The 17,523-nt window shown below is 66.9% G+C and carries 19 protein-coding genes, 1 tRNA gene and 1 pseudogene; 7 read left to right on the top strand and 14 right to left on the bottom strand.

The window, feature by feature from the left end:
* Positions 1-31: 31 nt before the first annotated feature.
* Positions 32-472, bottom strand: a complete 441-nt coding sequence (locus F813_RS0104655; RefSeq protein ID WP_012983381.1) for a DUF3617 family protein — start codon at positions 470-472, stop codon at positions 32-34.
* A gap of 119 nt (positions 473-591) precedes the next feature.
* Between F813_RS0104655 and F813_RS0104650 the strand changes: the two genes are divergently transcribed.
* The gene (locus F813_RS0104650) at positions 592-1,551 is read left to right on the top strand and encodes a matrixin family metalloprotease (RefSeq protein WP_017925748.1); all 960 of its coding nucleotides are present in this window, start codon (positions 592-594) and stop codon (positions 1,549-1,551) included.
* A 34-nt stretch (positions 1,552-1,585) separates the two neighbouring features.
* Here the strand turns inward: F813_RS0104650 and F813_RS0104645 are convergent, their stop codons facing one another.
* The 9 genes and pseudogenes from F813_RS0104645 to rplU all read right to left on the bottom strand — a co-directional run bounded on the left by F813_RS0104645 (position 1,586) and on the right by rplU (position 9,030).
* Entirely contained in the window at positions 1,586-2,884 is a 1,299-nt protein-coding gene (locus F813_RS0104645) for an OmpP1/FadL family transporter (RefSeq protein WP_017925747.1), read from the bottom strand.
* Positions 2,885-3,049: 165 nt separating this feature from the next.
* On the bottom strand, positions 3,050-3,238 hold the full coding sequence (locus F813_RS0104640) for a DUF3185 family protein (protein ID WP_017925746.1): 189 nt from the start codon (positions 3,236-3,238) through the stop codon (positions 3,050-3,052).
* A gap of 24 nt (positions 3,239-3,262) precedes the next feature.
* The gene (locus F813_RS0104635; RefSeq protein ID WP_012983377.1) at positions 3,263-3,520 is read right to left on the bottom strand and encodes a GlsB/YeaQ/YmgE family stress response membrane protein; all 258 of its coding nucleotides are present in this window, start codon (positions 3,518-3,520) and stop codon (positions 3,263-3,265) included.
* 63 nt (positions 3,521-3,583) lie between these two features.
* Positions 3,584-5,659, bottom strand: a pseudogene (recG, locus tag F813_RS0104630) (ATP-dependent DNA helicase RecG); the annotation flags it as partial.
* A gap of 7 nt (positions 5,660-5,666) precedes the next feature.
* On the bottom strand, positions 5,667-6,056 hold the full coding sequence (locus F813_RS0104625) for a RidA family protein (protein ID WP_017925744.1): 390 nt from the start codon (positions 6,054-6,056) through the stop codon (positions 5,667-5,669).
* Between the two features lie 85 nt (positions 6,057-6,141).
* Positions 6,142-7,272 carry a glutamate 5-kinase gene (proB, locus tag F813_RS0104620; RefSeq protein WP_017925743.1) on the bottom strand — a complete coding sequence of 377 codons (1,131 nt, stop codon included), beginning with the start codon at positions 7,270-7,272 and terminating at the stop codon, positions 6,142-6,144.
* Positions 7,269-8,336, bottom strand: a complete 1,068-nt coding sequence (gene cgtA, locus F813_RS0104615) for an Obg family GTPase CgtA (protein WP_017925742.1) — start codon at positions 8,334-8,336, stop codon at positions 7,269-7,271. The genes proB and cgtA overlap by 4 nt, the downstream gene beginning before the upstream one ends.
* Positions 8,337-8,424: 88 nt before the next feature.
* Positions 8,425-8,685, bottom strand: coding sequence for a 50S ribosomal protein L27 (gene rpmA, locus F813_RS0104610; protein ID WP_017925741.1), 261 nt, complete (start codon positions 8,683-8,685; stop codon positions 8,425-8,427).
* 33 nt (positions 8,686-8,718) lie between these two features.
* Positions 8,719-9,030, bottom strand: coding sequence for a 50S ribosomal protein L21 (gene rplU / locus F813_RS0104605; RefSeq protein ID WP_012983371.1), 312 nt, complete (start codon positions 9,028-9,030; stop codon positions 8,719-8,721).
* Between the two features lie 202 nt (positions 9,031-9,232).
* Between rplU and ispB the strand changes: the two genes are divergently transcribed.
* The 5 genes from ispB (at position 9,233) to spoT (ending at position 13,626) form a co-directional block, all read left to right on the top strand.
* Positions 9,233-10,201, top strand: a complete 969-nt coding sequence (gene ispB / locus F813_RS0104600; RefSeq protein ID WP_017925740.1) for an octaprenyl diphosphate synthase — start codon at positions 9,233-9,235, stop codon at positions 10,199-10,201.
* Positions 10,202-10,317: 116 nt separating this feature from the next.
* Positions 10,318-10,394 (top strand) — tRNA-Pro (locus tag F813_RS0104595).
* Between the two features lie 85 nt (positions 10,395-10,479).
* Positions 10,480-11,130 carry a guanylate kinase gene (gene gmk / locus F813_RS0104590; RefSeq protein WP_017925739.1) on the top strand — a complete coding sequence of 217 codons (651 nt, stop codon included), beginning with the start codon at positions 10,480-10,482 and terminating at the stop codon, positions 11,128-11,130.
* 34 nt (positions 11,131-11,164) lie between these two features.
* The gene (rpoZ, locus tag F813_RS0104585; RefSeq protein WP_017925738.1) at positions 11,165-11,440 is read left to right on the top strand and encodes a DNA-directed RNA polymerase subunit omega; all 276 of its coding nucleotides are present in this window, start codon (positions 11,165-11,167) and stop codon (positions 11,438-11,440) included.
* Between the two features lie 14 nt (positions 11,441-11,454).
* The gene (spoT, locus tag F813_RS0104580) at positions 11,455-13,626 is read left to right on the top strand and encodes a bifunctional GTP diphosphokinase/guanosine-3',5'-bis pyrophosphate 3'-pyrophosphohydrolase (RefSeq protein ID WP_017925737.1); all 2,172 of its coding nucleotides are present in this window, start codon (positions 11,455-11,457) and stop codon (positions 13,624-13,626) included.
* A gap of 353 nt (positions 13,627-13,979) precedes the next feature.
* Here spoT and mutM read toward each other — a convergent pair whose 3' ends face one another.
* From mutM to F813_RS0104565, 3 genes are read right to left on the bottom strand one after another with little or no spacing between them, the layout of a single operon-like run.
* On the bottom strand, positions 13,980-14,795 hold the full coding sequence (gene mutM, locus F813_RS0104575; RefSeq protein WP_017925736.1) for a bifunctional DNA-formamidopyrimidine glycosylase/DNA-(apurinic or apyrimidinic site) lyase: 816 nt from the start codon (positions 14,793-14,795) through the stop codon (positions 13,980-13,982).
* Complete coding sequence (locus F813_RS0104570) at positions 14,788-15,732, bottom strand: hypothetical protein (RefSeq protein ID WP_017925735.1); 945 nt, start codon at positions 15,730-15,732, stop codon at positions 14,788-14,790. Before F813_RS0104570 ends, mutM begins: the two co-directional genes overlap by 8 nt.
* A gap of 3 nt (positions 15,733-15,735) precedes the next feature.
* Positions 15,736-16,950: an EAL and HDOD domain-containing protein gene (locus tag F813_RS0104565; protein WP_017925734.1), complete on the bottom strand. Its 1,215-nt coding sequence runs from the start codon at positions 16,948-16,950 to the stop codon at positions 15,736-15,738.
* A gap of 74 nt (positions 16,951-17,024) precedes the next feature.
* On the opposite strand from F813_RS0104565, the gene F813_RS0104560 reads away from it, so the two are divergent.
* Positions 17,025-17,234: a hypothetical protein gene (locus F813_RS0104560; protein ID WP_026148143.1), complete on the top strand. Its 210-nt coding sequence runs from the start codon at positions 17,025-17,027 to the stop codon at positions 17,232-17,234.
* A gap of 117 nt (positions 17,235-17,351) precedes the next feature.
* Here F813_RS0104560 and rpmG read toward each other — a convergent pair whose 3' ends face one another.
* On the bottom strand, positions 17,352-17,522 hold the full coding sequence (gene rpmG / locus F813_RS0104555; protein ID WP_012983362.1) for a 50S ribosomal protein L33: 171 nt from the start codon (positions 17,520-17,522) through the stop codon (positions 17,352-17,354).
* Position 17,523: the final 1 nt, after the last annotated feature.

The raw sequence follows: 17,523 nt of genomic DNA, 5'->3' as shown, positions 1-17,523 counted from the left end.
GGGGCCGGGCCGATATGGCAAAAAACAGCTCCTAGCAGTCGCCGATGCGCTGGCCTTCAACGGTGATGCGCACGGACATGGGGCCCATCGGCGAGTCGATCTCGCTGCGCATTTCACCCTCGGCGCGATCTCCCATGAATTGCATCGAGCCCTGCATGTCCATGCTGGTGCCGTCGGGATCGGTGCAGGTCATGGTGTAGTCCACGCCGTCCGCGCGCATGTCCATGCTGTCCACACTACAGCCCTCGGGCGCCTCGATCATCTCCTCGCCGCGCGCGAGGTCGTCCTCGGTCACGCACTCGGTGTAGGTCTCGGTCTGCTCCGGCATCTGGTGTGCGCCTTCCATGGTGGTGGTGTTGGTGTACTCCCACTCGCCCGGCTGAATGTTCGGTGTTTCGGCCTGGGCCACCAGTGGCAGGAACGCGAACGGGATGGCGGCCAGCAGGCCGTAAAGGCTGAAACGAGGCATCATGATGGGGCTCTCCCTGCGAAATGTGTGCGGTTCATGGTGCCTCGGCGTCTGCAGGGGAGCAAATTGGCGAATGCCGCAGATCGGTGGCATGTTGCGCTTGGGGATCTCGGAGGGGATGCATGGCCATACCGTTATGGGTGCTGGGCGGTGCGGGTGCCGTGGTGCTGGGCGGGGCCGTGTTGCTGGATGGCGATCCGCGCGATTTCCTGGCGGGCGGGGGGCATCCGGCCGCGCCCGGCTGTGCGATTCCGGTGGAGATGCATCTGGGCGAGATCGACCCGCGCTTCGAGCTGGAGCCCGACGAAGTGCGCCGCGCACTCGATGCCGCGGTGGCGATGTGGGAGACCCATACCGAAGAACGGCTGTTCACCGCGCGCGACGGCGAGGGAATGGCCGTGCGGCTGGTGTTCGACGAACGTCAGGCCGGCGCCATGGCACGGGAGCGCTCGCGCGCGCAGCTGGATCGGGCGCAAGAGGATATCGACGATGCCCGCGAGCGCCTGGAACGCCATCGCTCGGCGCTGAATGCCGACGTCGAGCTGTACGAACGCCGCGTGCGCGGGTTCGACGAGCGGCGCCGCGCGCATGAAGACCGGGTCGCCGACTGGAACGCGGGTCGGGTGGAGCACAGTGCACAGGCCCGCGAGCGTCTGGAGCAGGGGGCGCGAGAGCTGCGCGAGGAGCACGATCGACTGGAGGAACGCCGCCGCGGGCTGGAGGATCGCCGGGCGGATCTGAACGCGGCCGGGCGCGAGCTGGAACGCGAGATCGCCGCCTTCAATGAACAGGTCGACCAGTACAACCGGGCAGCGGCCATGGGCAGCGGTTTCGACATGGCGATCTACCAGCAACAGGGCAACCGTCGCAGCATCACGGTCTACAAGGCGAGCGACTTTGACGAGTTGCGCCTGACGCTGGCACACGAGCTCGGCCATGCCCTGGGGATCGGGCACGTCGATGATCCCGCCGCGGTCATGCACGCGGAGCTGGGCCCGGCGAACGCGGGTCGCGAGGACCTGGCCCCGGCGGATCGAGCGGCCCTAGTGGAGTCGTGCGGAGTAGAACTGGTGACGCCGTGAAGGGCCGGGGCGTGATCCCTCGCCCCGGGAGGCATCAGAAGCGGTAGCGCAACCCGGCCGACAGGACGTGCACATCGCCGCGCGTGCGCCCGCGAGTCTCGGTGCTCACCCCGACTTCCGCAAATTCCGATTCGAGCTCGATCGACTCGCTGCCGACGTCGATATAGGCATAGCCGAAGTCGAAGCTGAAGCGATCGCTGGCGCGGTAGCTGGCGCCGACCGTGTACCAGATGCGATCGCCATCCGGTGTGCGCGTGCTGCGAAAGCCGTCGCGGGTTGGCGTGCGGTCGTACTGAATGCCGGCGCGCAGCGTCCACTGCGGGTTGGCCTGATACTCGGCGCCCAGCGCGATGGCATAGCTGTCGCGATAGTTCTGCTCCACCGTCTGGATGGAACCACCAGCGCTGCGTACATCGATCTCGTCGAAGTTCGACCAGCGAAACCAGGTGTACTGAACAAGCCCGGTCCAGCGCGCATCGAACTCGTGCGACAGGGCGACGCTCGCGACATCCGGCAGTTTGAGCCGGGCCTGGGCGGACATCGTCGTACTCTCGCCCAGCCCCTGCGGTGGGGTAACCGTCGCCGTGCCACGCAGGGTCTGGCTGACCCCGTGGCGGTAGTGCAGGCCCAGCCGGGTCGCGTCGGTCAGGTCGGCCTGCAGGCCCAGGTTGAAACCGACATCCCAGCTGTCACCCTCGAGCTTGAATTCGCCATCGGTGTCCGGATCGGGGCCCGTGGGCGAGGGGACGGCGCTGCGCAGCGTCGCGTTCGCGTAATGGAGGTCCAGACCACCGCCGATGGAAACGCGTTCGCTCAACTCGAAGGCCATCGACGGGTGCAGGTTGATCACCTTCAGGTCGGTATCGGTGGAGTCGTAGCGCCCGAAGAAATCGTCGTCGTAGTCGTTGGCCAGGCCATAGGGTGCGGTCAGCCCCACGCCCAGCCACAGGCGCTCGCCGTAGCGCTCGGCCCAGTAGAGATTCGGGACGGGGGTCGGATCGTATGGGTTGCCGCCGTTACCACCGTCGGTGGCCTGCTCGCCGAAGGCGCCAGTGGCCGACGAGCCCCGGTCGCTCATGCGTGTGCGCGGCATCAGCAGGTGCACGTTGGCCTGAAACTCGCCGCTTTCCAGGCGCGTCATGCCGGCAGGGTTGAAGTAGATGGTGCTGGCATCATTGGCCGCGGCGGCCTCGCCGGCGTAGGCCCGGCCAAGGCCCGTGACGCCCTGTTCCTGGATGTAGAACCCCGCCGCGAGCAGGGTGGTCGGCGCGGCGAACATGGCGCCGGCGACGGCGACACAGAGCGCCAGTCGGCGCGTGGAATGGTGCGTCATGCGGTCCCCCTGGTCTTGTTATGGGCGGGGCAGGGCCTGCCCCCCCGTCCCGGGGTGACCGCCTGCTCCCGGATCGGACCCTACCGGGTCGTACGATATGCGCCAACCTTTTTGCCGTGTCCGAGCATGACAAGTGTCATGCTCGGAGGGGTGACTGCGGGGGGATCAGACCAGGAGCGCCAGCCCCACGACCGCGGCGGTGACGCCCCCGATCAGCAGGGCAAGCGTGCGCTGGGTGAAGCGGCCCAGGAACAGGCGCGCCGCCCGTTCACGCAGAGCAAAACTGTCCTGCAGGCCGACGATGGCCGCGATCAGGCCGCCGACCAGCAGGACAATGCCGAGGATCTGGATCATCGCGTCTCCCTCCATGCGGTTCGTTTACCACTTGCGTGGTGCGATCAGCCGCAGCAGCGCCAGCAGCAGGATGGCTCCAACCGTGGCGGCCACCAGGGTCCCGATCAGGCCGGCCGTCGGCACCCCAAGCTGGGTAAACAGCCAGCCGCCCAGCACTGCCCCGATCACCCCGATCACGATATTCAGCAGGATGCCCTGGCCTGCGCCGTGGACCAGCAACCCCGCGAGCCAGCCGGCGATGCCGCCGATCAGCAGCAGCAATAACAGTGATTCAACGGGCATTGAGTGCTCCTTTGCTCTCTTGTCTGATGGATGATGGGAGCGGGCGTTCCGTGCGGCCCTGATTCAGCCGACGGTGGCGTAGCGCGTGGCGCTGCCCAGCCAGCGTTCGATCAGGGCCGCCGCGCGTGGCGGGTCCTCGCGCATGCGCAGGGCCAGCTCTGTGGCCTCCTCCAGCAGGTCCTGATCGCGCGACCAGTCGGCCACACGGAAGCTGCGGTCGCCCGTCTGGCGCGTGCCCAGCAGCTCGCCGGGGCCGCGCAACCGGAGGTCCACCTCCGCGATCTCGAAGCCGTCGTCGGTCCGGCGCATCGCCTCCAGGCGCTCGCGGGCGGTTTCGCCCAGCGGCGGGCGGTAAAGCAGCACGCAGGCAGAGGCGGTGTTGCCGCGCCCGACACGGCCACGCAACTGGTGCAGCTGTGACAGCCCCATGCGTTCGGCGTTCTCGATGATCATCAGGCTCGCATTGGGGACATCCACGCCGACCTCGATTACCGTGGTCGCGACCAGCAGATCGAGCGCGCCGGCACGAAAGCGTTCCATCACCGTATCGCGCTCGGGCCCCTTCATGCGCCCGTGGGCCAGCCCGATACTCAGCTCCGGCAGCGCCTCGCGAAGGCGCTCGGCGGTCGCCTCCGCGGACTCCGCCTCCAGTTGTTCCGATTCCTCCACCAGCGGGCAGACCCAGTAGGCCTGGGTGCCGGAGCCGCAGGCGGCACGGATGCGCTCGATCACTTCGTCACGACGCTCGTGGCTGATCAGTGCGGTGCGCACGGGTGTGCGCCCCGGCGGACGCTCGTCGATGACCGAGCTGTCCAGGTCGGCGTACAGGGCCATGGCCAGCGTGCGCGGGATCGGGGTCGCGGTCATGATCAACTGATGCGGCATCTGGCCATTGCCCTTGTCGCGCAGGGCCATGCGCTGATGCACGCCAAAGCGGTGCTGCTCGTCGATGATCGCCAGTCCCAGGCGGTGGAAGCGGACCTCTTCCTGGAACAAGGCGTGGGTGCCGATCGCGACCTGGCGATGGCCACTGGCCAGTTCCGAAAGCAACTGACCCCGCTCGCTGGCGCCCTGGCGTCCGCCCAGCCATGCCACCGAAACGCCCAGCGGTTCCAGCCACTGGGCGAGATTGCGCCCGTGCTGCCGGGCGAGCAGCTCGGTGGGGGCCATGAATGCGACCTGATGGCCGGCCTCCACTGCCGCGAGGGCGGCCGCAACCGCGACCAGGGTCTTGCCGGAGCCGACGTCGCCCTGCACCAGCCGGTTCATCGGGGTCGGGCGGGCCAGGTCCTCGCGCACCTCGTGGATCACGCGGTCCTGTGCGCTGGTGGGTGCGAACGGGAGCTGGTCGCGCAGTTGTCGCCACAGCGCGCCCTCGGGACGGATGACCGGCGCGCGGCGCGTATCCTGCGGGGTGCGGTTTTGTTCCATGCGGGCGAGCTGGTGGGCGGTCAGCTCCTCCAGTGCCAGGCGGGTGCGCGCGGGCCCGCGCTGCTCGGCGGTGTCCAGTGCATCCAGGACCTCGGCCCGTGCCGGGGGGTGGTGCAGCTGCTGCAGGGCCGTGTGCAGCCCGGGTAGCTGGCGCTGGTTCAGTTCCGGGAGCAGGTCGGGCAGCTGTTCGGTGGTCGGCAGGGCCTCGGTGATCAGCTGACGCAGGAGCTTCTGCGAGATGCCCTCGGTCGTCGGATAGATCGGGGTGAGGTGGGTTTCCAGCACGGGTGGTTTCGTGCCTACCACCTGGAGTTCCGGGTGCACGCACTCCATCGCGCCGGGCATGCCGCGCGGTTCGCCGAAGGCGCGAATGCGCGTACCCGGGCTCAGGCGGCGCTGCTGGCCGCTGCCGAAATGGAAGAACCGCAGCAGGATGGACGCGCCGTCCTCTTCCAGCGTGACCACCAGCATGCGGCGGCGGCGATGGACGACCTCGGCGTGGGTGACCCGGCCCTCGAACAGGGCGGACAGTCCCGGGCGCAGGGCGCGGATCGGGGTCAGCCGGGTACGGTCCTCGAAACGCAGTGGCAGGTGCAGGAGGAGGTCCCGGGCCTGTTCCAGGCCCAGACGGGCCAGGCGCTCGGCCACCGCGGGGCCGACACCCTTGAACCCCGTCAGCGGCGTCTGCAGGTCCACCGCGGTCGCCGCGCGCGGATCAGCCGCGCGGGCACCAGGCGATGGCGTCCATCTCCACCTGCGCGCCCTTGGGCAGGGCGGCCGCGCCGATCGCGGCGCGGGCCGGATACGGCTCGGCGAAGACCTCGCTCATGATCTTGTTGACCAGCGGGAAGTGGGTCAGGTCGATCAGGAAGATGTTCAGCTTGGCGATGTCGGAGAAATCCGCATTGGCGGCCTCCAGCACGGCCTTCAGGTTGTCGAACACACGGCGAATCTGGTCTTCGATGCCGCCGTCGACCAGTTCCATCGTGGCCGGGTCCAGAGGGATCTGGCCGGACAGGTACAGGGTGTCGCCGGCGCGCACGGCCTGGGAGTAGGGGCCGATCGCGGCCGGGGCGTTTTCGGTCTGGATGATTTCGCGCGACATGCGGGCTCCTTGGCTCGGGTCGGTGATTCGGGATGCGGGCACCTTACCGCATTCGTTGAGCGGTGGGATCGCCGGGACAATGCATCTACAGGAGAACGAGATTGTCGCGGTGAATGAGCTCGGGTTCCAGAAGGTAGCCGAGCTCCGCCTCGATATGGTCCGCGCGCAGGCCGCGGATGCGTTCCACCTCGCTGGAGGCGTAGTTGGTCAGTCCGCGTGCGAACGGGCGGCCGTCCGGGTCGACGCAGGTCACGACCTCGCCGCGCCGAAAGTCGCCGCGCAGGCCCACCACGCCCACCGGCAGCAGGCTGCGGCCCGACTCGCGCAACACGCGTGCGGCGCCGGCATCCAGCAGGAGCTCGCCGCGCGAATGCAGCTGGTCGGCCAGCCAGCGCTTGCGCGCGGCCAGCGGCTCGCGGTCGGGCTTGAGCCAGGTGCCCAGGCGCTCGTTCTTCAGTACGCGGCCGATCACCTGGGCCTCGCGCCCGGAGGCGATCACGGTATGCGTGCCGGAGCGTGCGGCGCGCTCCGCGGCCTTGAGCTTGGTGGCCATGCCGCCGCGCCCCAGGCGTCCGAAATCGGCGGCCACGAAGCGGTGCAGTTCGGTATCCGTGGCGCGGCCCTCGTGGATCAGCTGCGCGTCGGCGTGCTGGCGCGGATCGCGGTCGAACAGGCCGTCCTGGTCGGTCAGGATCAGTAGCAGGTCGGCGACCACGAGGTTGGCAACCAGGGCCGCCAGGGTGTCGTTGTCCCCCAGCCGGATCTCCTCGTAGGCGACCGTGTCGTTCTCGTTCACCACGGGGATGGTCCCCATCTCCAGCAGGGCCTGCATGGTCGAGCGGGCGTTCAGGTAGCGCGAGCGATCGGCGAGGTCGTCATGCGTCAGCAGGACCTGTGCCGCGTGCAGGCCGTGGCTTGCGAACTCCCGCTCGTAGGCCTGCACCAGACCCATCTGCCCCACGGCCGCGGCGGCCTGCAGGCGATGCAGCTGGTGCGGGCGCTCGCTCATCCCGAGTCGGCGCATGCCCTCGGCCACGGCGCCACTGGAGACCAGGATGACCTCCAGCCCTTTGCGCCGCAGCGCGGCGATCTGGTGCGCCCAGGATTCCAGCGCCGGACGGTCCAGGCCCGCGCCATCGGCGGTGATCAGCGCCGAGCCGATCTTGACCACCACGCGGCGGATGGCCGGGAGCTGGCGCAGGGCGCGGGTGTTCACGCGTGGTCCTCCCCGGCCCCGCCGGTCACCGTGGGGGTTGTCTCGGGCTTCTGGTTCGCCGCTTCGACGTGGCGCATGACGGCCTGCATCAGTGCGTCGACCCCGTCGCCGGTGGCGGCGGAGATGGTGAACACCGGGCGCTCGTTGCCCGCCACGTCGCGCACCCGCGCAATCAGGGCCTCGAGGGCCTCGGCGTCCAGCAGCTCTTTCTTGTTCAGCACGATCCAGCGCGGGCGACCGGCCAGTTCATCGCTGTGGCGTTCGAGCTCGCCGAGCGCGGTCTGCATGTCCGCGACCGGGTCGGCCTCGGGGTCGGGTGGGGCCACATCGACCACATGCAGCAGCAGGCGCGTGCGCGCCAGGTGCTTGAGAAAGCGGGTACCCAGCCCGGCGCCCTCGGCCGCGCCCTCGATCAGGCCGGGTATGTCGGCCATCACGAAGCTCTGGTTCGGTCCGATGCGCACCACACCCAGTTGCGGGATCAGGGTGGTGAACGGGTAATCCGCGATCTTCGGGCGCGCGGCCGAGGCGCGCGCGAGCAGGGTGGACTTGCCGGCATTCGGCAGGCCCAGGAGTCCCACGTCGGCCAGTACCATCAGTTCCAGCGCCAGCTTTCGCAGCTCGCCCGGCGTGCCGGGCTTGCTCTGGCGTGGCGCCTGGTTGGTGGAGGACTTGTAGCGGGTATTGCCGAGCCCGTGGAAGCCGCCCTGGGCGACCAGCAGGCGCTCGCCGTCGCGGGTGATATCGCCCAGGACCTCGTCGGTATCGGCGTCACGGACCTGGGTGCCGACCGGGACGGGAATCTCCAGATCCTCGCCGGAGGCACCGGTGCGCTGGCGCCCCATGCCGTTCTCGCCACGCTGGGCGTCGAAGCGGCGCTGGTAGCGGAAGTCGGCCAGGGTGTTGAGCCCCTCGTCGCCGACCAGCCACACAGAGCCGCCATCGCCCCCGTCACCGCCGTCCGGCCCACCGAACGGGATGAACTTCTCGCGGCGAAAGCTCACGCAGCCGTTCCCGCCGTCGCCGGCCTTCACGGTAATGGTTGCCTCGTCGATGAACTTCATGCCGCTTCTTCCTGGTACCCGTCTTTGATTTGCGCAATAAAAAAGCCCCGTGGAACGGGGCTTTTGGCGCTACCGGTGGCGTGTCCGCTTACTGCTGCGGCTGCACGCTCACAAAGCGCCGGTTGTTCGGGCCACCGACCTTGAACACGACTTCGCCGTCGACCTTCGCGAACAGCGTGTGGTCCTTGCCACAACCCACGTTCTCGCCGGGATGATACTGCGTCCCGCGCTGACGGACGAGGATGTTGCCGGCGCGCACGACCTGGCCGCCAAAGCGCTTTACGCCCAGGCGTTTGCTCTCGGAATCGCGCCCGTTGCGGGTACTCCCGCCTGCCTTTTTATGTGCCATGGATTCGTTCTCCTGAAAAAGTGCGCCTGCGCGTCAGCCGGCGATGCCGGTGATGCGCACGGTGGTGTAGTGCTGGCGGTGCCCCATCTGCTTTTGCGAATGCTTGCGGCGCCGGAATTTCATGATGTGGACCTTCTTGGCGCGGCCGTGGTCCTCGACCTTGGCGGTCACCTTGCCACCGTCGACCAGCGGGGCCCCGACGCGAACATCGTCGCCCGAACCGACCATCAGCACCTGGTCGAACTCGACCTCGGAGCCGGCTTCGGCCTCAAGCTTTTCGATGCGGATCACGTCACCTTCGGCGACGCGGTACTGTTTACCACCTGTTGCGATGATCGCGTACATTTCCCTGGGACTCCGTTGCGATACCTGTGTGGACCGGCCTGTAAAGTCTGGAACCAAAGACCGGTCTCGCGAAAGGGCGGAAATGCTAGCAGCGAGTCGCCTTCGGGTCAATGCCCGACGGTGGTGCGCGCTTGACACCCCACCGGGGCCTTCCTAGCATGCCAGCGCCTACCAACTTCCTCATACTGGCGCGCCTACCCGCATGTCCATCAACGCAATCCGAGAGCTGGCTGCAGACGACATGCAGGCGGTCGACCAGTGCATCCGTGACCGGCTCAGTTCGCCGGTGGTGCTGATCAACCAGCTGGGCCACTACATTATCCACTCTGGGGGCAAGCGCCTGCGGCCCTTGCTGGCGACCCTGTCGGCGCGCGCCTGCGCGGTCGAGGGCGAGGAGCCGGTGGTGCTGGCCGCGGTGGTGGAGTTTATCCACACCGCGACCCTGCTGCATGACGATGTGGTCGATGCCTCCGAGATGCGCCGGGGCAACGAGACCGCGAACCACATCTTCGGTAACGAAGCCGCGGTGCTGGTCGGCGATTTTCTCTACTCGCGCGCGTTCGAGATGATGGTCGAGGTGGGCTCGATGCGGGTGATGGAGATCCTGGCTCATGCGACCAACGTGATCGCCGAGGGCGAGGTGATGCAGTTGATGAACTGCCATGACGCCGACGTCGACGAGGCACGCTACATGAACGTGATCCAGTCGAAGACGGCCAAGCTTTTCGAGGCCGCCTGCCAGCTGGGCGCCATCCTTGGCGAGCGTCCGCGGGCCGAGGAAGAGTCGCTCGCCCACTATGGCATGCATCTGGGTACTGCCTTCCAGCTGATCGACGATGTGCTCGACTATTCCTCCGACGATGCCGTGACCGGCAAGCGCATGGGCGATGACCTCGCCGAGGGCAAGCCGACCCTGCCGCTGATCCAGGCGATCCGGGTCGGTACGCCGGAGCAGCAGACCGTGGTGCGTCAGGCGATCGAGGACGGCGGGCGTGAGCAGGTGGAGGCGGTCCTCGACATCGTCCACGCCACCGGGGCCCTGGACTACGCCCGCGAACGCGCGGCCGCAGAGACCGAGGCGGCGATTGCCGCGGTGTCCGTGCTCCCCGAGTCGCCACACCGCCAGGCCCTGATCGACCTCGCGCGTTTCGCCGTCGGCCGCGATCACTGACCCGTTCACATCGGCGGTTTGGGGCCATTTGCCGGTGACGTCGATGGGATCGAAGGTTCGGCTGGCACAGGGCATGGACACGCCCGTAGTGGCTCGGCATAATAGCGGGCTCGGTTCGGAGTGTAGCTCAGCTTGGTAGAGCACTGCCTTCGGGAGGCAGGGGTCGAAGGTTCGAATCCTTTCACTCCGACCAACTCTATTTCCCTGGTGTGCCGGGTCGTTTCTGGCCGGCAGCCAGCCGATGATTCCATTCCTGTTCTGCTCCTGCGGACGCGTTCATGACCGCCACTTCCCAGGCCGTTCGCGGCACCCTCTATATCGTTTCCGCGCCATCGGGCGCAGGCAAGACCAGCCTGGTTGCCGCTTTGTTGGAGCGGGTGGAACAGGTCGAGGTCTCGGTCTCGCATACGACGCGCAAGCCGCGCGCCGGCGAGGTGAACGGCGAGCACTATCACTTCGTCTCGGCCGAGGAGTTCCTCGGCATGATCGAGGATGGCCAACTGCTGGAACACGCGAAGGTGTTCGACAACTTCTACGGTACCGCGCGCGCCAGCGTTGAGGAACGCCTGGATGCCGGCATGGACGTGATCCTGGAGATTGACTGGCAGGGCGCGCGCCAGGTGCGCGCGGCCGTGCCGGATGCACATTCGATCTTCATCCTGCCGCCGTCGCGCGACGAGCTGGAACGGCGCCTGCGCGGACGCGGGCAGGACAGTGAAGAGGTGATCCAGCGCCGCCTGCGCGACGCGGAGTCCGATTGCACGCATTTCCGCGAATATGACTACACGGTCGTCAACTCGGATTTCGAGCGGGCGGTCAATGACCTGGCCAGCATCTTCCGCTCCAACCGTCTGCGCACGGTGGAGCAGGAGATTCGTTCCGCATCGACGATACGGAATCTGTTGGCGAGTACGCCGGGCACGGCGTAACATGCAGTATTAACGACTCATAACCGGAGTACCCATGGCACGCGTCACCGTCGAGGACTGCCTCGAAAAAGTGGACAATCGCTTCGAACTGGTGCTGATGGCGGCCCGCCGGGCCCGTCACATCGCCCACGGCAAGGAGCCCCGTGTATCCGAGGACAACGACAAGCCCACGGTCATCGCCCTGCGCGAGATCGCCGAAGGGCTGGTCGGCACCGAGGTGTTCGACGAGCACGATGAACGGCCCCAGAACCAGATGCTGGACTTCAGCACGATCCGCCATCTGGAGCAGCTGGAAGCCGACGAACGCTAGGGAAACACTGACTCATGGCCGCTGGGCAGCCAGCCGTGCCCGGGGCCGCATCGCCGGTTCCCGGTGACTCGACCCGATTCCTGATCAGCGATCTGTGTTCCGAGCTCGAGTCTTACCTCGAGCCGGACGAAGTCGAGGAGGTCTATCGCGCCTATCTGCTGGGCGCGGAGGCCCACGAAGGTCAGACCCGCAAGACCGGCGAGCCGTACATCTACCACCCCCTGGCCGTGGCCCGGACCATGGCCGAGATGCGGATGGACCACAAGGCCATCTGTGCCGCGATCCTCCATGACGTCATGGAGGATACCGCCACCAGCAAGGATCGCATCCACGCCGAGTTCGGCGAGGAAGTGGCCGAGCTGGTCGATGGCGTCTCCAAGCTCACCCACCTGCAGTTCCAGTCCAAGGCCGAGGCGCAGGCGGAGAATTTCCGCAAGATGATGCTGGCGATCACCCGCGATATCCGGGTGATCCTGATCAAGCTGGCCGACCGCCTGCACAACATGCGCACCCTGGGCGTGATGCGCCCGGACAAGCGCCGCCGCATCGCCAAGGAAACCCTGGAGATCTACGCGCCGATCGCCCAGCGCCTGGGGATGAACGCGATCCGCCGCGAGCTGGAGCAGCTCGGCTTTTCCGCCAAGCACCCCTGGCGGGCCGCGGTTCTGGAACGCGCCGTGCAGCGGGCCGGGGGCAACCGGCGTGAGCCGATGAAGAACATCGAGCAGGCGATCTGCTCGCGCATGGAGGCGGCCGGGATTGTCGGGCGTATTTCCGGTCGCGAAAAGAGCCTGTACAGCATCTATCGCAAGATGCGCGACAAGCACCACTCGTTCGAGGAGGTGTTCGACGTCTTCGCGATCCGCATCATCGTCGACGATGTCGACACCTGCTATCGCTCGCTGGGTGTGGTGCACAACCTCTACAAGCCGGTGCCGGGGCGCTTCAAGGACTACATCGCGATCCCCAAGTCGAACGGCTACCAGTCGCTGCATACCATCCTGTTCGGCCCGCAGGCCATCCCGATCGAGGTGCAGATCCGCTCCACCGAGATGGATCGCGTGGCCGAGAGCGGGATCGCCGCGCACTGGCAGTACAAGGCCGGGGGCGAGTCCGCGCGCACCGCGCAGAGCCGGGCCCGCGAGTGGCTGAAGGATGTACTGGAGATCCAGAACAGCGTCGGCAACTCCATCGAGTTCCTGGAAAACGTAAAGGTCGATCTGTTCCCGGACGAGGTCTACACCTTCACCCCCGAGGGCGACATCCTGGTTCTACCGCGCGATGCGACACCGATCGATTTTGCCTACGCGGTGCACTCCGACGTCGGCAACCGCTGCGTGGCGGCGAAGATCGATCGCCAGCTGGCACCGCTTTCGGTGCGCCTGCAAAGCGGACAGACGGTGGAGATCGTCACCGCCCCCGGCGCGCGCCCCAACCCGGCCTGGCTGTCCTTCGTTGTCACTGGCAAGGCCCGGTCCGGCATCCGGCATTGCCTGAAGTCGATGCAGTCGGACGAGGCCCGTGCCCTTGGCGAACGCCTGCTGGAGAAGGCCCTGAGCGCGCTGGACACCTCCCTCAAGCAGATCTCGCCGGCGCGCCTGGATCAGCTGCTCGACGCGATGCAGCTACAGGACCTGGACAGCCTGCTGGTGGATATCGGGCTGGGCAACCGCATGGCCTCGCTGGTCGCACGCCAGATGGTGGGCAAGGAGAGCGCGGAGGCCGACAACACCACCCAGACCACGCTGGCGGTCAAGGGTACCGAGGGTCTGGTGCTGAACTATGCCCGCTGTTGCCACCCGATCCCCGGCGACCCGATTATCGGCCAGCTGAGCGCGGGTCGTGGCCTTGTGGTGCACCGGGAGAGCTGTCGTAACGTGCTGCACGAGAGCCGCGACCGGGCGGACAAGACAATCGCGCTCGAATGGTCACACGAGCCGGAACTGCAGTTCACCGCGGCGGTGCGCACCCGCACCGCCAACCGGCGCGGTGCACTGGCGGACATGGCGGCCGTGATCGCCGATCACGGCTCGAATATCGAGCACATCTCGTTCAACGAGCAGGACGGCCACTCCACCGCGATGACTTTCCTGCTGACCGTCAGCGATCGCCAGCACCTGGCCCAGATCATGCGCGGCCTGCGGCGCCTGCCGGATGTGCTGCGTATCGCGCGTCAGCGCGGCTAGCTAGGGAGACGCTGATTGAATCGCGCGTCCGCGCTCGAGTCGCTTTTGCGTGCGAACAAGGCGCGGTGACTGTCGTGCAGTCATTCTGCACAAAGGAGCCGCAACGTCGTTCCCACGCCCGTTTCTGATAACAACGGGCGGCCGAGCCCCTGCTTTGAATGGCTTGTGGGGTTGGTGCCCCCTGTTCCCCGATCCTGCGTTGCGCCCCGAATCAATCAAGAACGGGCGGGTAGAACCACGACCCGCTGCACGACGCGCCTTGTCTCGGAAAACAGGGGGCACCAACGCGGACGTGCGATTCAATCAGCGTCTCCCTAGCGTTTCCCGGGCGTTGTCCGTACGTGCGCGGCTCGCTACCGCTGGCAGGTCGGGCAGTACGCCGAGGCGCGCTGCCCGATGCGTCGATTGCGCAGCGGTGTCGCACACTCCAGGCACGGCTCTCCGGCGCGTCCGTAGACCCGCAGTGACTGGCGAAAATACCCGTGGGTCCCGTCCTCGCGCAGGAAGTCGCGCAGGGTCGTGCCGCCTTGTTCGATCGCCGCGCCCAGCACGGTGCGGATGAATCCGGCCAGTCGTTCGTATTCCGCCCGGGTCACGCGCCCGGCGGCCCGCCCCGGACGGATTCCGGCCAGGAACAGCGCCTCGGTCGCATAGATGTTGCCCACGCCGACCACGATATCCTGATCCATGATGAAGGCCTTGACCGGGCCGCGTCGCCCGCGACTGCGGCGGAACAGGTAGTCGCCGTCAAATATGGCATCCAGGGGTTCCGGCCCCAGGGCGGCCAGCAGGGAGTGTGTCTCGCCGGTCTCCGGCAGCGGCAGGCAGCACCCGAAGCGGCGCGGATCATGAAAGCGCACCTGCGAGCGATTCGTCAGATGCAGGATCAGGTGGTCGTGTGTGCGCAGCGGGACATCAGGTGTGCAGTGGCGTAGCGAGCCGGACATCCCGAGATGAAGGAGCGCACCACCACGATCTGTGGTCAGCAGCAGGTATTTGGCGCGGCGCGTCAATGCGGTAATACGGGCCCCGGCCAGACGCTCGGGCAGATATTCCGGTACCGGCCAGCGCAGGCGTCCGTTGCGTACCTCGAGCCGGTTGATGGTCTGGCCCTCTAACAAGGGCGCCAAGCCTCGCCGGGTGGTCTCGACCTCGGGGAGCTCAGGCATGTACGCCCTCGATCTCGAGCAGCAGTTCTGGCCGGCAGATGTCGCCTCGGGCCCACTGGATGACGGGGCCCGGCTTCATCGCCTTGTAGTGCTCGGCGATCACCCCCGCGACGGCGGCGCGATCTTTGGGGCGCCGCAGGTAGACCCGCAACCACGAAGGGCCGGGGAGTTCGCGCCCCGCCGTGTCATGCAGGGCCTGGAGGTTGGTCACCGTCTCGCGCGCCTGGGCCACCACATCGTCGGGATGGCGGCTTTCATGACCGACGATACTGGCCGTGCCGGAGACCATCAGCATGGGTCCGGTCGCGGTCAGCAGCAGCGTGGCGCGGGCAAAGGCCGGGCTTCTCGGGCTGTAGCGTTCCGGGTAGTGGTAGGCACTAACCTGGCGCGGATTCTCGATCGCACGGGTAGGGGCGCGTGTGGCGATCAGGTAGACCAACAGGCCCGGTTGCCGGGTGCCGATCGCGGTGGCCGCGGGCATGCTGCCCAGCGGGACCTCGAGCGTCTCCAGCGCCTCGGCGCGCCCGATACAGAAGGCCTGGTAGCGTTCCTGGCCCTGTTCGTCACCGTGGATGTCGGAGAAATAGTTCCAGATGCGTGCTGGGTGTTCGAAGCCGTGTTGCCGGCAGGCGTTCAGGAGTTGACGGTAGGCCTGCTCGGTTTGTTCGCGCAGGGGACGGTCCGGGCCCTGCCAGGCGGCGAACAGGACGTCGTCGAACTCGAGCAGATACAGGGGGCCGGCGCTGGTGGCGCGCGCCGGGCCGTCTCCCCACCAATGCTCAATATAGAGATCCGGAGGCAGCGCCTCAAGGCCCGGGACGACCTCAATCCAACCGCCCCCGGCATGGACGCCCGCGCTTGCGTCCAGCCGCACGTGGAGGCCGTCCGGGAGCGTCGTCCCGGGCGAGACGAGCCGGTTGTGCAGGTGGGGTGCCATCAGTCAGGTCCTGGACAGCGCGTCGAATATGTCCTCGGTCCAGCGTACCGATTCCAGGTAGAGCCGGCTGGCAACCTGTGGCGCCACCGGGGATTCTCCGACGGGGGGCGGGTTTGCCGGCCCCTCGAACGCCTCGATGGTCTCCAGCCAGGGGGCGAGCGGGCCTTTGTGCTCGATCAGCGCCTCTTCCACCTCCGGCGCCAGGTGCAGTTCGTTCAGGATGCGCCGCAGCGGGATGCCCAGTACGCGGTCCAGTCCGGAGAGCATCCCCAGAGAGAAGTGGCACTCGCACTCCGGGGCTGTCAGGTTGCACGCCCGGGCGAGCAGCATCCCCATGCGGGCGCGGATCATGACCTGTTCGACCGCGGCCGAGGGTCCGGCCGCATTGTGGAGTACCAGCAACATCCCGATGCGGCGGATTCGCCCCTGCCCCAGACGATCGAGCGCCGAAGCCAGATCGTCCGTGGGCTGTTCGGCGCGGTACGCGGGGCTGTTGGCGATGCGCAGGATCTGGCTAGCCAGATCGGGTTCGGCGCCAATGAGGCGTTCCAGTTCCGATGGTTCAGGGTGGGGATCGTGCAGGGTCTTCAGCAGCTTCAGCAGGGCGACTTCCAGGCTCTCCAGACGCTGGCCTTCGATTACGTGGGGGTGCGACAGGTGGTAGCCCTGGAAGTAGCGAAAACCCAGTTGCTGGCAGTGGTGGTAGCACTCGGCGGTTTCGACCTTCTCTGCCAGCAGCTCCACGCCGAACGTGCGCAGCGTCTCGACCTCGCGTGCCAGCGCCTCGGTGGAAAGCGCCAGTACATCGAGTTTGACGATGTCCGCCAGCGCCACCAACGGCGAGTGGTGGACCTGAAACTGGTAGTCATCCAGGGCGATGCGAAAACCGCGCTGCTTCAGCCTTTGCACCGCGGCGACGACCTCGGAATCGATCTCGATATCCTCGAGGATCTCCAGGACCACCTGATCGGGGGGCAGGCCGGTGATGATGTCGTCGTCGAGAAAGGACCGTGTCAGATTGACGAAGGCCAGGTGCGGACCGACCAGATGGGGCAGGCCGATATCCACGAACGCGCTTCGCAGCAGGTCCGAGGTGGCTTCGTCGCCATTGGTCACCGAGGCTTCGCTACGGTGTCCGGCGCGAAAGAGGAGTTCGAAACCGACCAGGCGCTCGTGCGCATCGAAGATGGGTTGCCGGCCGACAAAAATAGGGTGCATGCTTGCGCTTTGCCAGTTGATGAAAGAGGCGGCCCGATCTGCGTGTGGCCGGCCCGGGAGAGAGCGTACACATCATGGAGTCCATTGATGCGCCGTTTGGTGAGGTCGTGGAGTTGCGGCAGATCCTGCACGACTCGGGGATCCCTCTCCTGAGGGTCATTATCCGCGATGGCGGCCGCTACACCAAGATAGAACTGGACCCGTCTACTGCCCATCAGTGGGGCCGCATGATGGTGCGCTGGGCCGAGACGGCGACACAACAGGGGACTGCCGGGGAAGGATAGGGCTCCGAGTGAGTGGTGTCCGTGATGGTGCGCCCACTCAAGGCTGCTGGCAATAAAAAAGCCCGGCCAGGCCGGGCTTTTAGATCTGCCACCAGACGCTCTGGCGCCGGGCAATGACTACTTGATCTTGGCTTCCTTGTACATCACGTGCTTGCGGATGACCGGATCAAACTTCTTGATCTCCATCTTTTCGGGCATGTTCCGCTTGTTCTTCGACGTGGTGTAGAAGTGGCCGGTGCCGGCGGAGGACACCAGGCGGATCTTGTCGCGTGCGCTTTTCGCTGCCATG

It is taken from the genome of Thioalkalivibrio sp. HL-Eb18 (genome assembly GCF_000364985.1).
Classification (GTDB): domain Bacteria; phylum Pseudomonadota; class Gammaproteobacteria; order Ectothiorhodospirales; family Ectothiorhodospiraceae; genus Thioalkalivibrio.
Note: the sequence above shows the minus strand (reverse complement) of the source record. Positions and strands in the feature narration are given on the sequence as shown.

Bases quoted from the DNA above. Each gene is read 5' to 3' on its own strand.
- rpoZ (WP_017925738.1), top strand. From the start codon at position 11,165: ATGGCACGCGTCACCGTCGAGGACTGCCTCGAAAAAGTGGACAATCGC.
- gmk (WP_017925739.1), top strand. From the start codon at position 10,480: ATGACCGCCACTTCCCAGGCCGTTCGCGGCACCCTCTATATCGTTTCC.
- ispB (WP_017925740.1), top strand. From the start codon at position 9,233: ATGTCCATCAACGCAATCCGAGAGCTGGCTGCAGACGACATGCAGGCG.
- rpmG (WP_012983362.1), bottom strand. From the start codon at position 17,522: ATGGCAGCGAAAAGCGCACGCGACAAGATCCGCCTGGTGTCCTCCGCC.
- F813_RS0104560 (WP_026148143.1), top strand. From the start codon at position 17,025: ATGGAGTCCATTGATGCGCCGTTTGGTGAGGTCGTGGAGTTGCGGCAG.
- F813_RS0104650 (WP_017925748.1), top strand. From the start codon at position 592: ATGGCCATACCGTTATGGGTGCTGGGCGGTGCGGGTGCCGTGGTGCTG.
- F813_RS0104625 (WP_017925744.1), bottom strand. From the start codon at position 6,056: ATGTCGCGCGAAATCATCCAGACCGAAAACGCCCCGGCCGCGATCGGC.
- F813_RS0104565 (WP_017925734.1), bottom strand. From the start codon at position 16,950: ATGCACCCTATTTTTGTCGGCCGGCAACCCATCTTCGATGCGCACGAG.
- F813_RS0104655 (WP_012983381.1), bottom strand. From the start codon at position 472: ATGATGCCTCGTTTCAGCCTTTACGGCCTGCTGGCCGCCATCCCGTTC.
- rplU (WP_012983371.1), bottom strand. From the start codon at position 9,030: ATGTACGCGATCATCGCAACAGGTGGTAAACAGTACCGCGTCGCCGAA.
- mutM (WP_017925736.1), bottom strand. From the start codon at position 14,795: ATGCCTGAGCTCCCCGAGGTCGAGACCACCCGGCGAGGCTTGGCGCCC.
- cgtA (WP_017925742.1), bottom strand. From the start codon at position 8,336: ATGAAGTTCATCGACGAGGCAACCATTACCGTGAAGGCCGGCGACGGC.
- F813_RS0104640 (WP_017925746.1), bottom strand. From the start codon at position 3,238: ATGATCCAGATCCTCGGCATTGTCCTGCTGGTCGGCGGCCTGATCGCG.
- rpmA (WP_017925741.1), bottom strand. From the start codon at position 8,685: ATGGCACATAAAAAGGCAGGCGGGAGTACCCGCAACGGGCGCGATTCC.
- F813_RS0104635 (WP_012983377.1), bottom strand. From the start codon at position 3,520: ATGCCCGTTGAATCACTGTTATTGCTGCTGCTGATCGGCGGCATCGCC.
- spoT (WP_017925737.1), top strand. From the start codon at position 11,455: ATGGCCGCTGGGCAGCCAGCCGTGCCCGGGGCCGCATCGCCGGTTCCC.
- F813_RS0104570 (WP_017925735.1), bottom strand. From the start codon at position 15,732: ATGGCACCCCACCTGCACAACCGGCTCGTCTCGCCCGGGACGACGCTC.
- F813_RS0104645 (WP_017925747.1), bottom strand. From the start codon at position 2,884: ATGACGCACCATTCCACGCGCCGACTGGCGCTCTGTGTCGCCGTCGCC.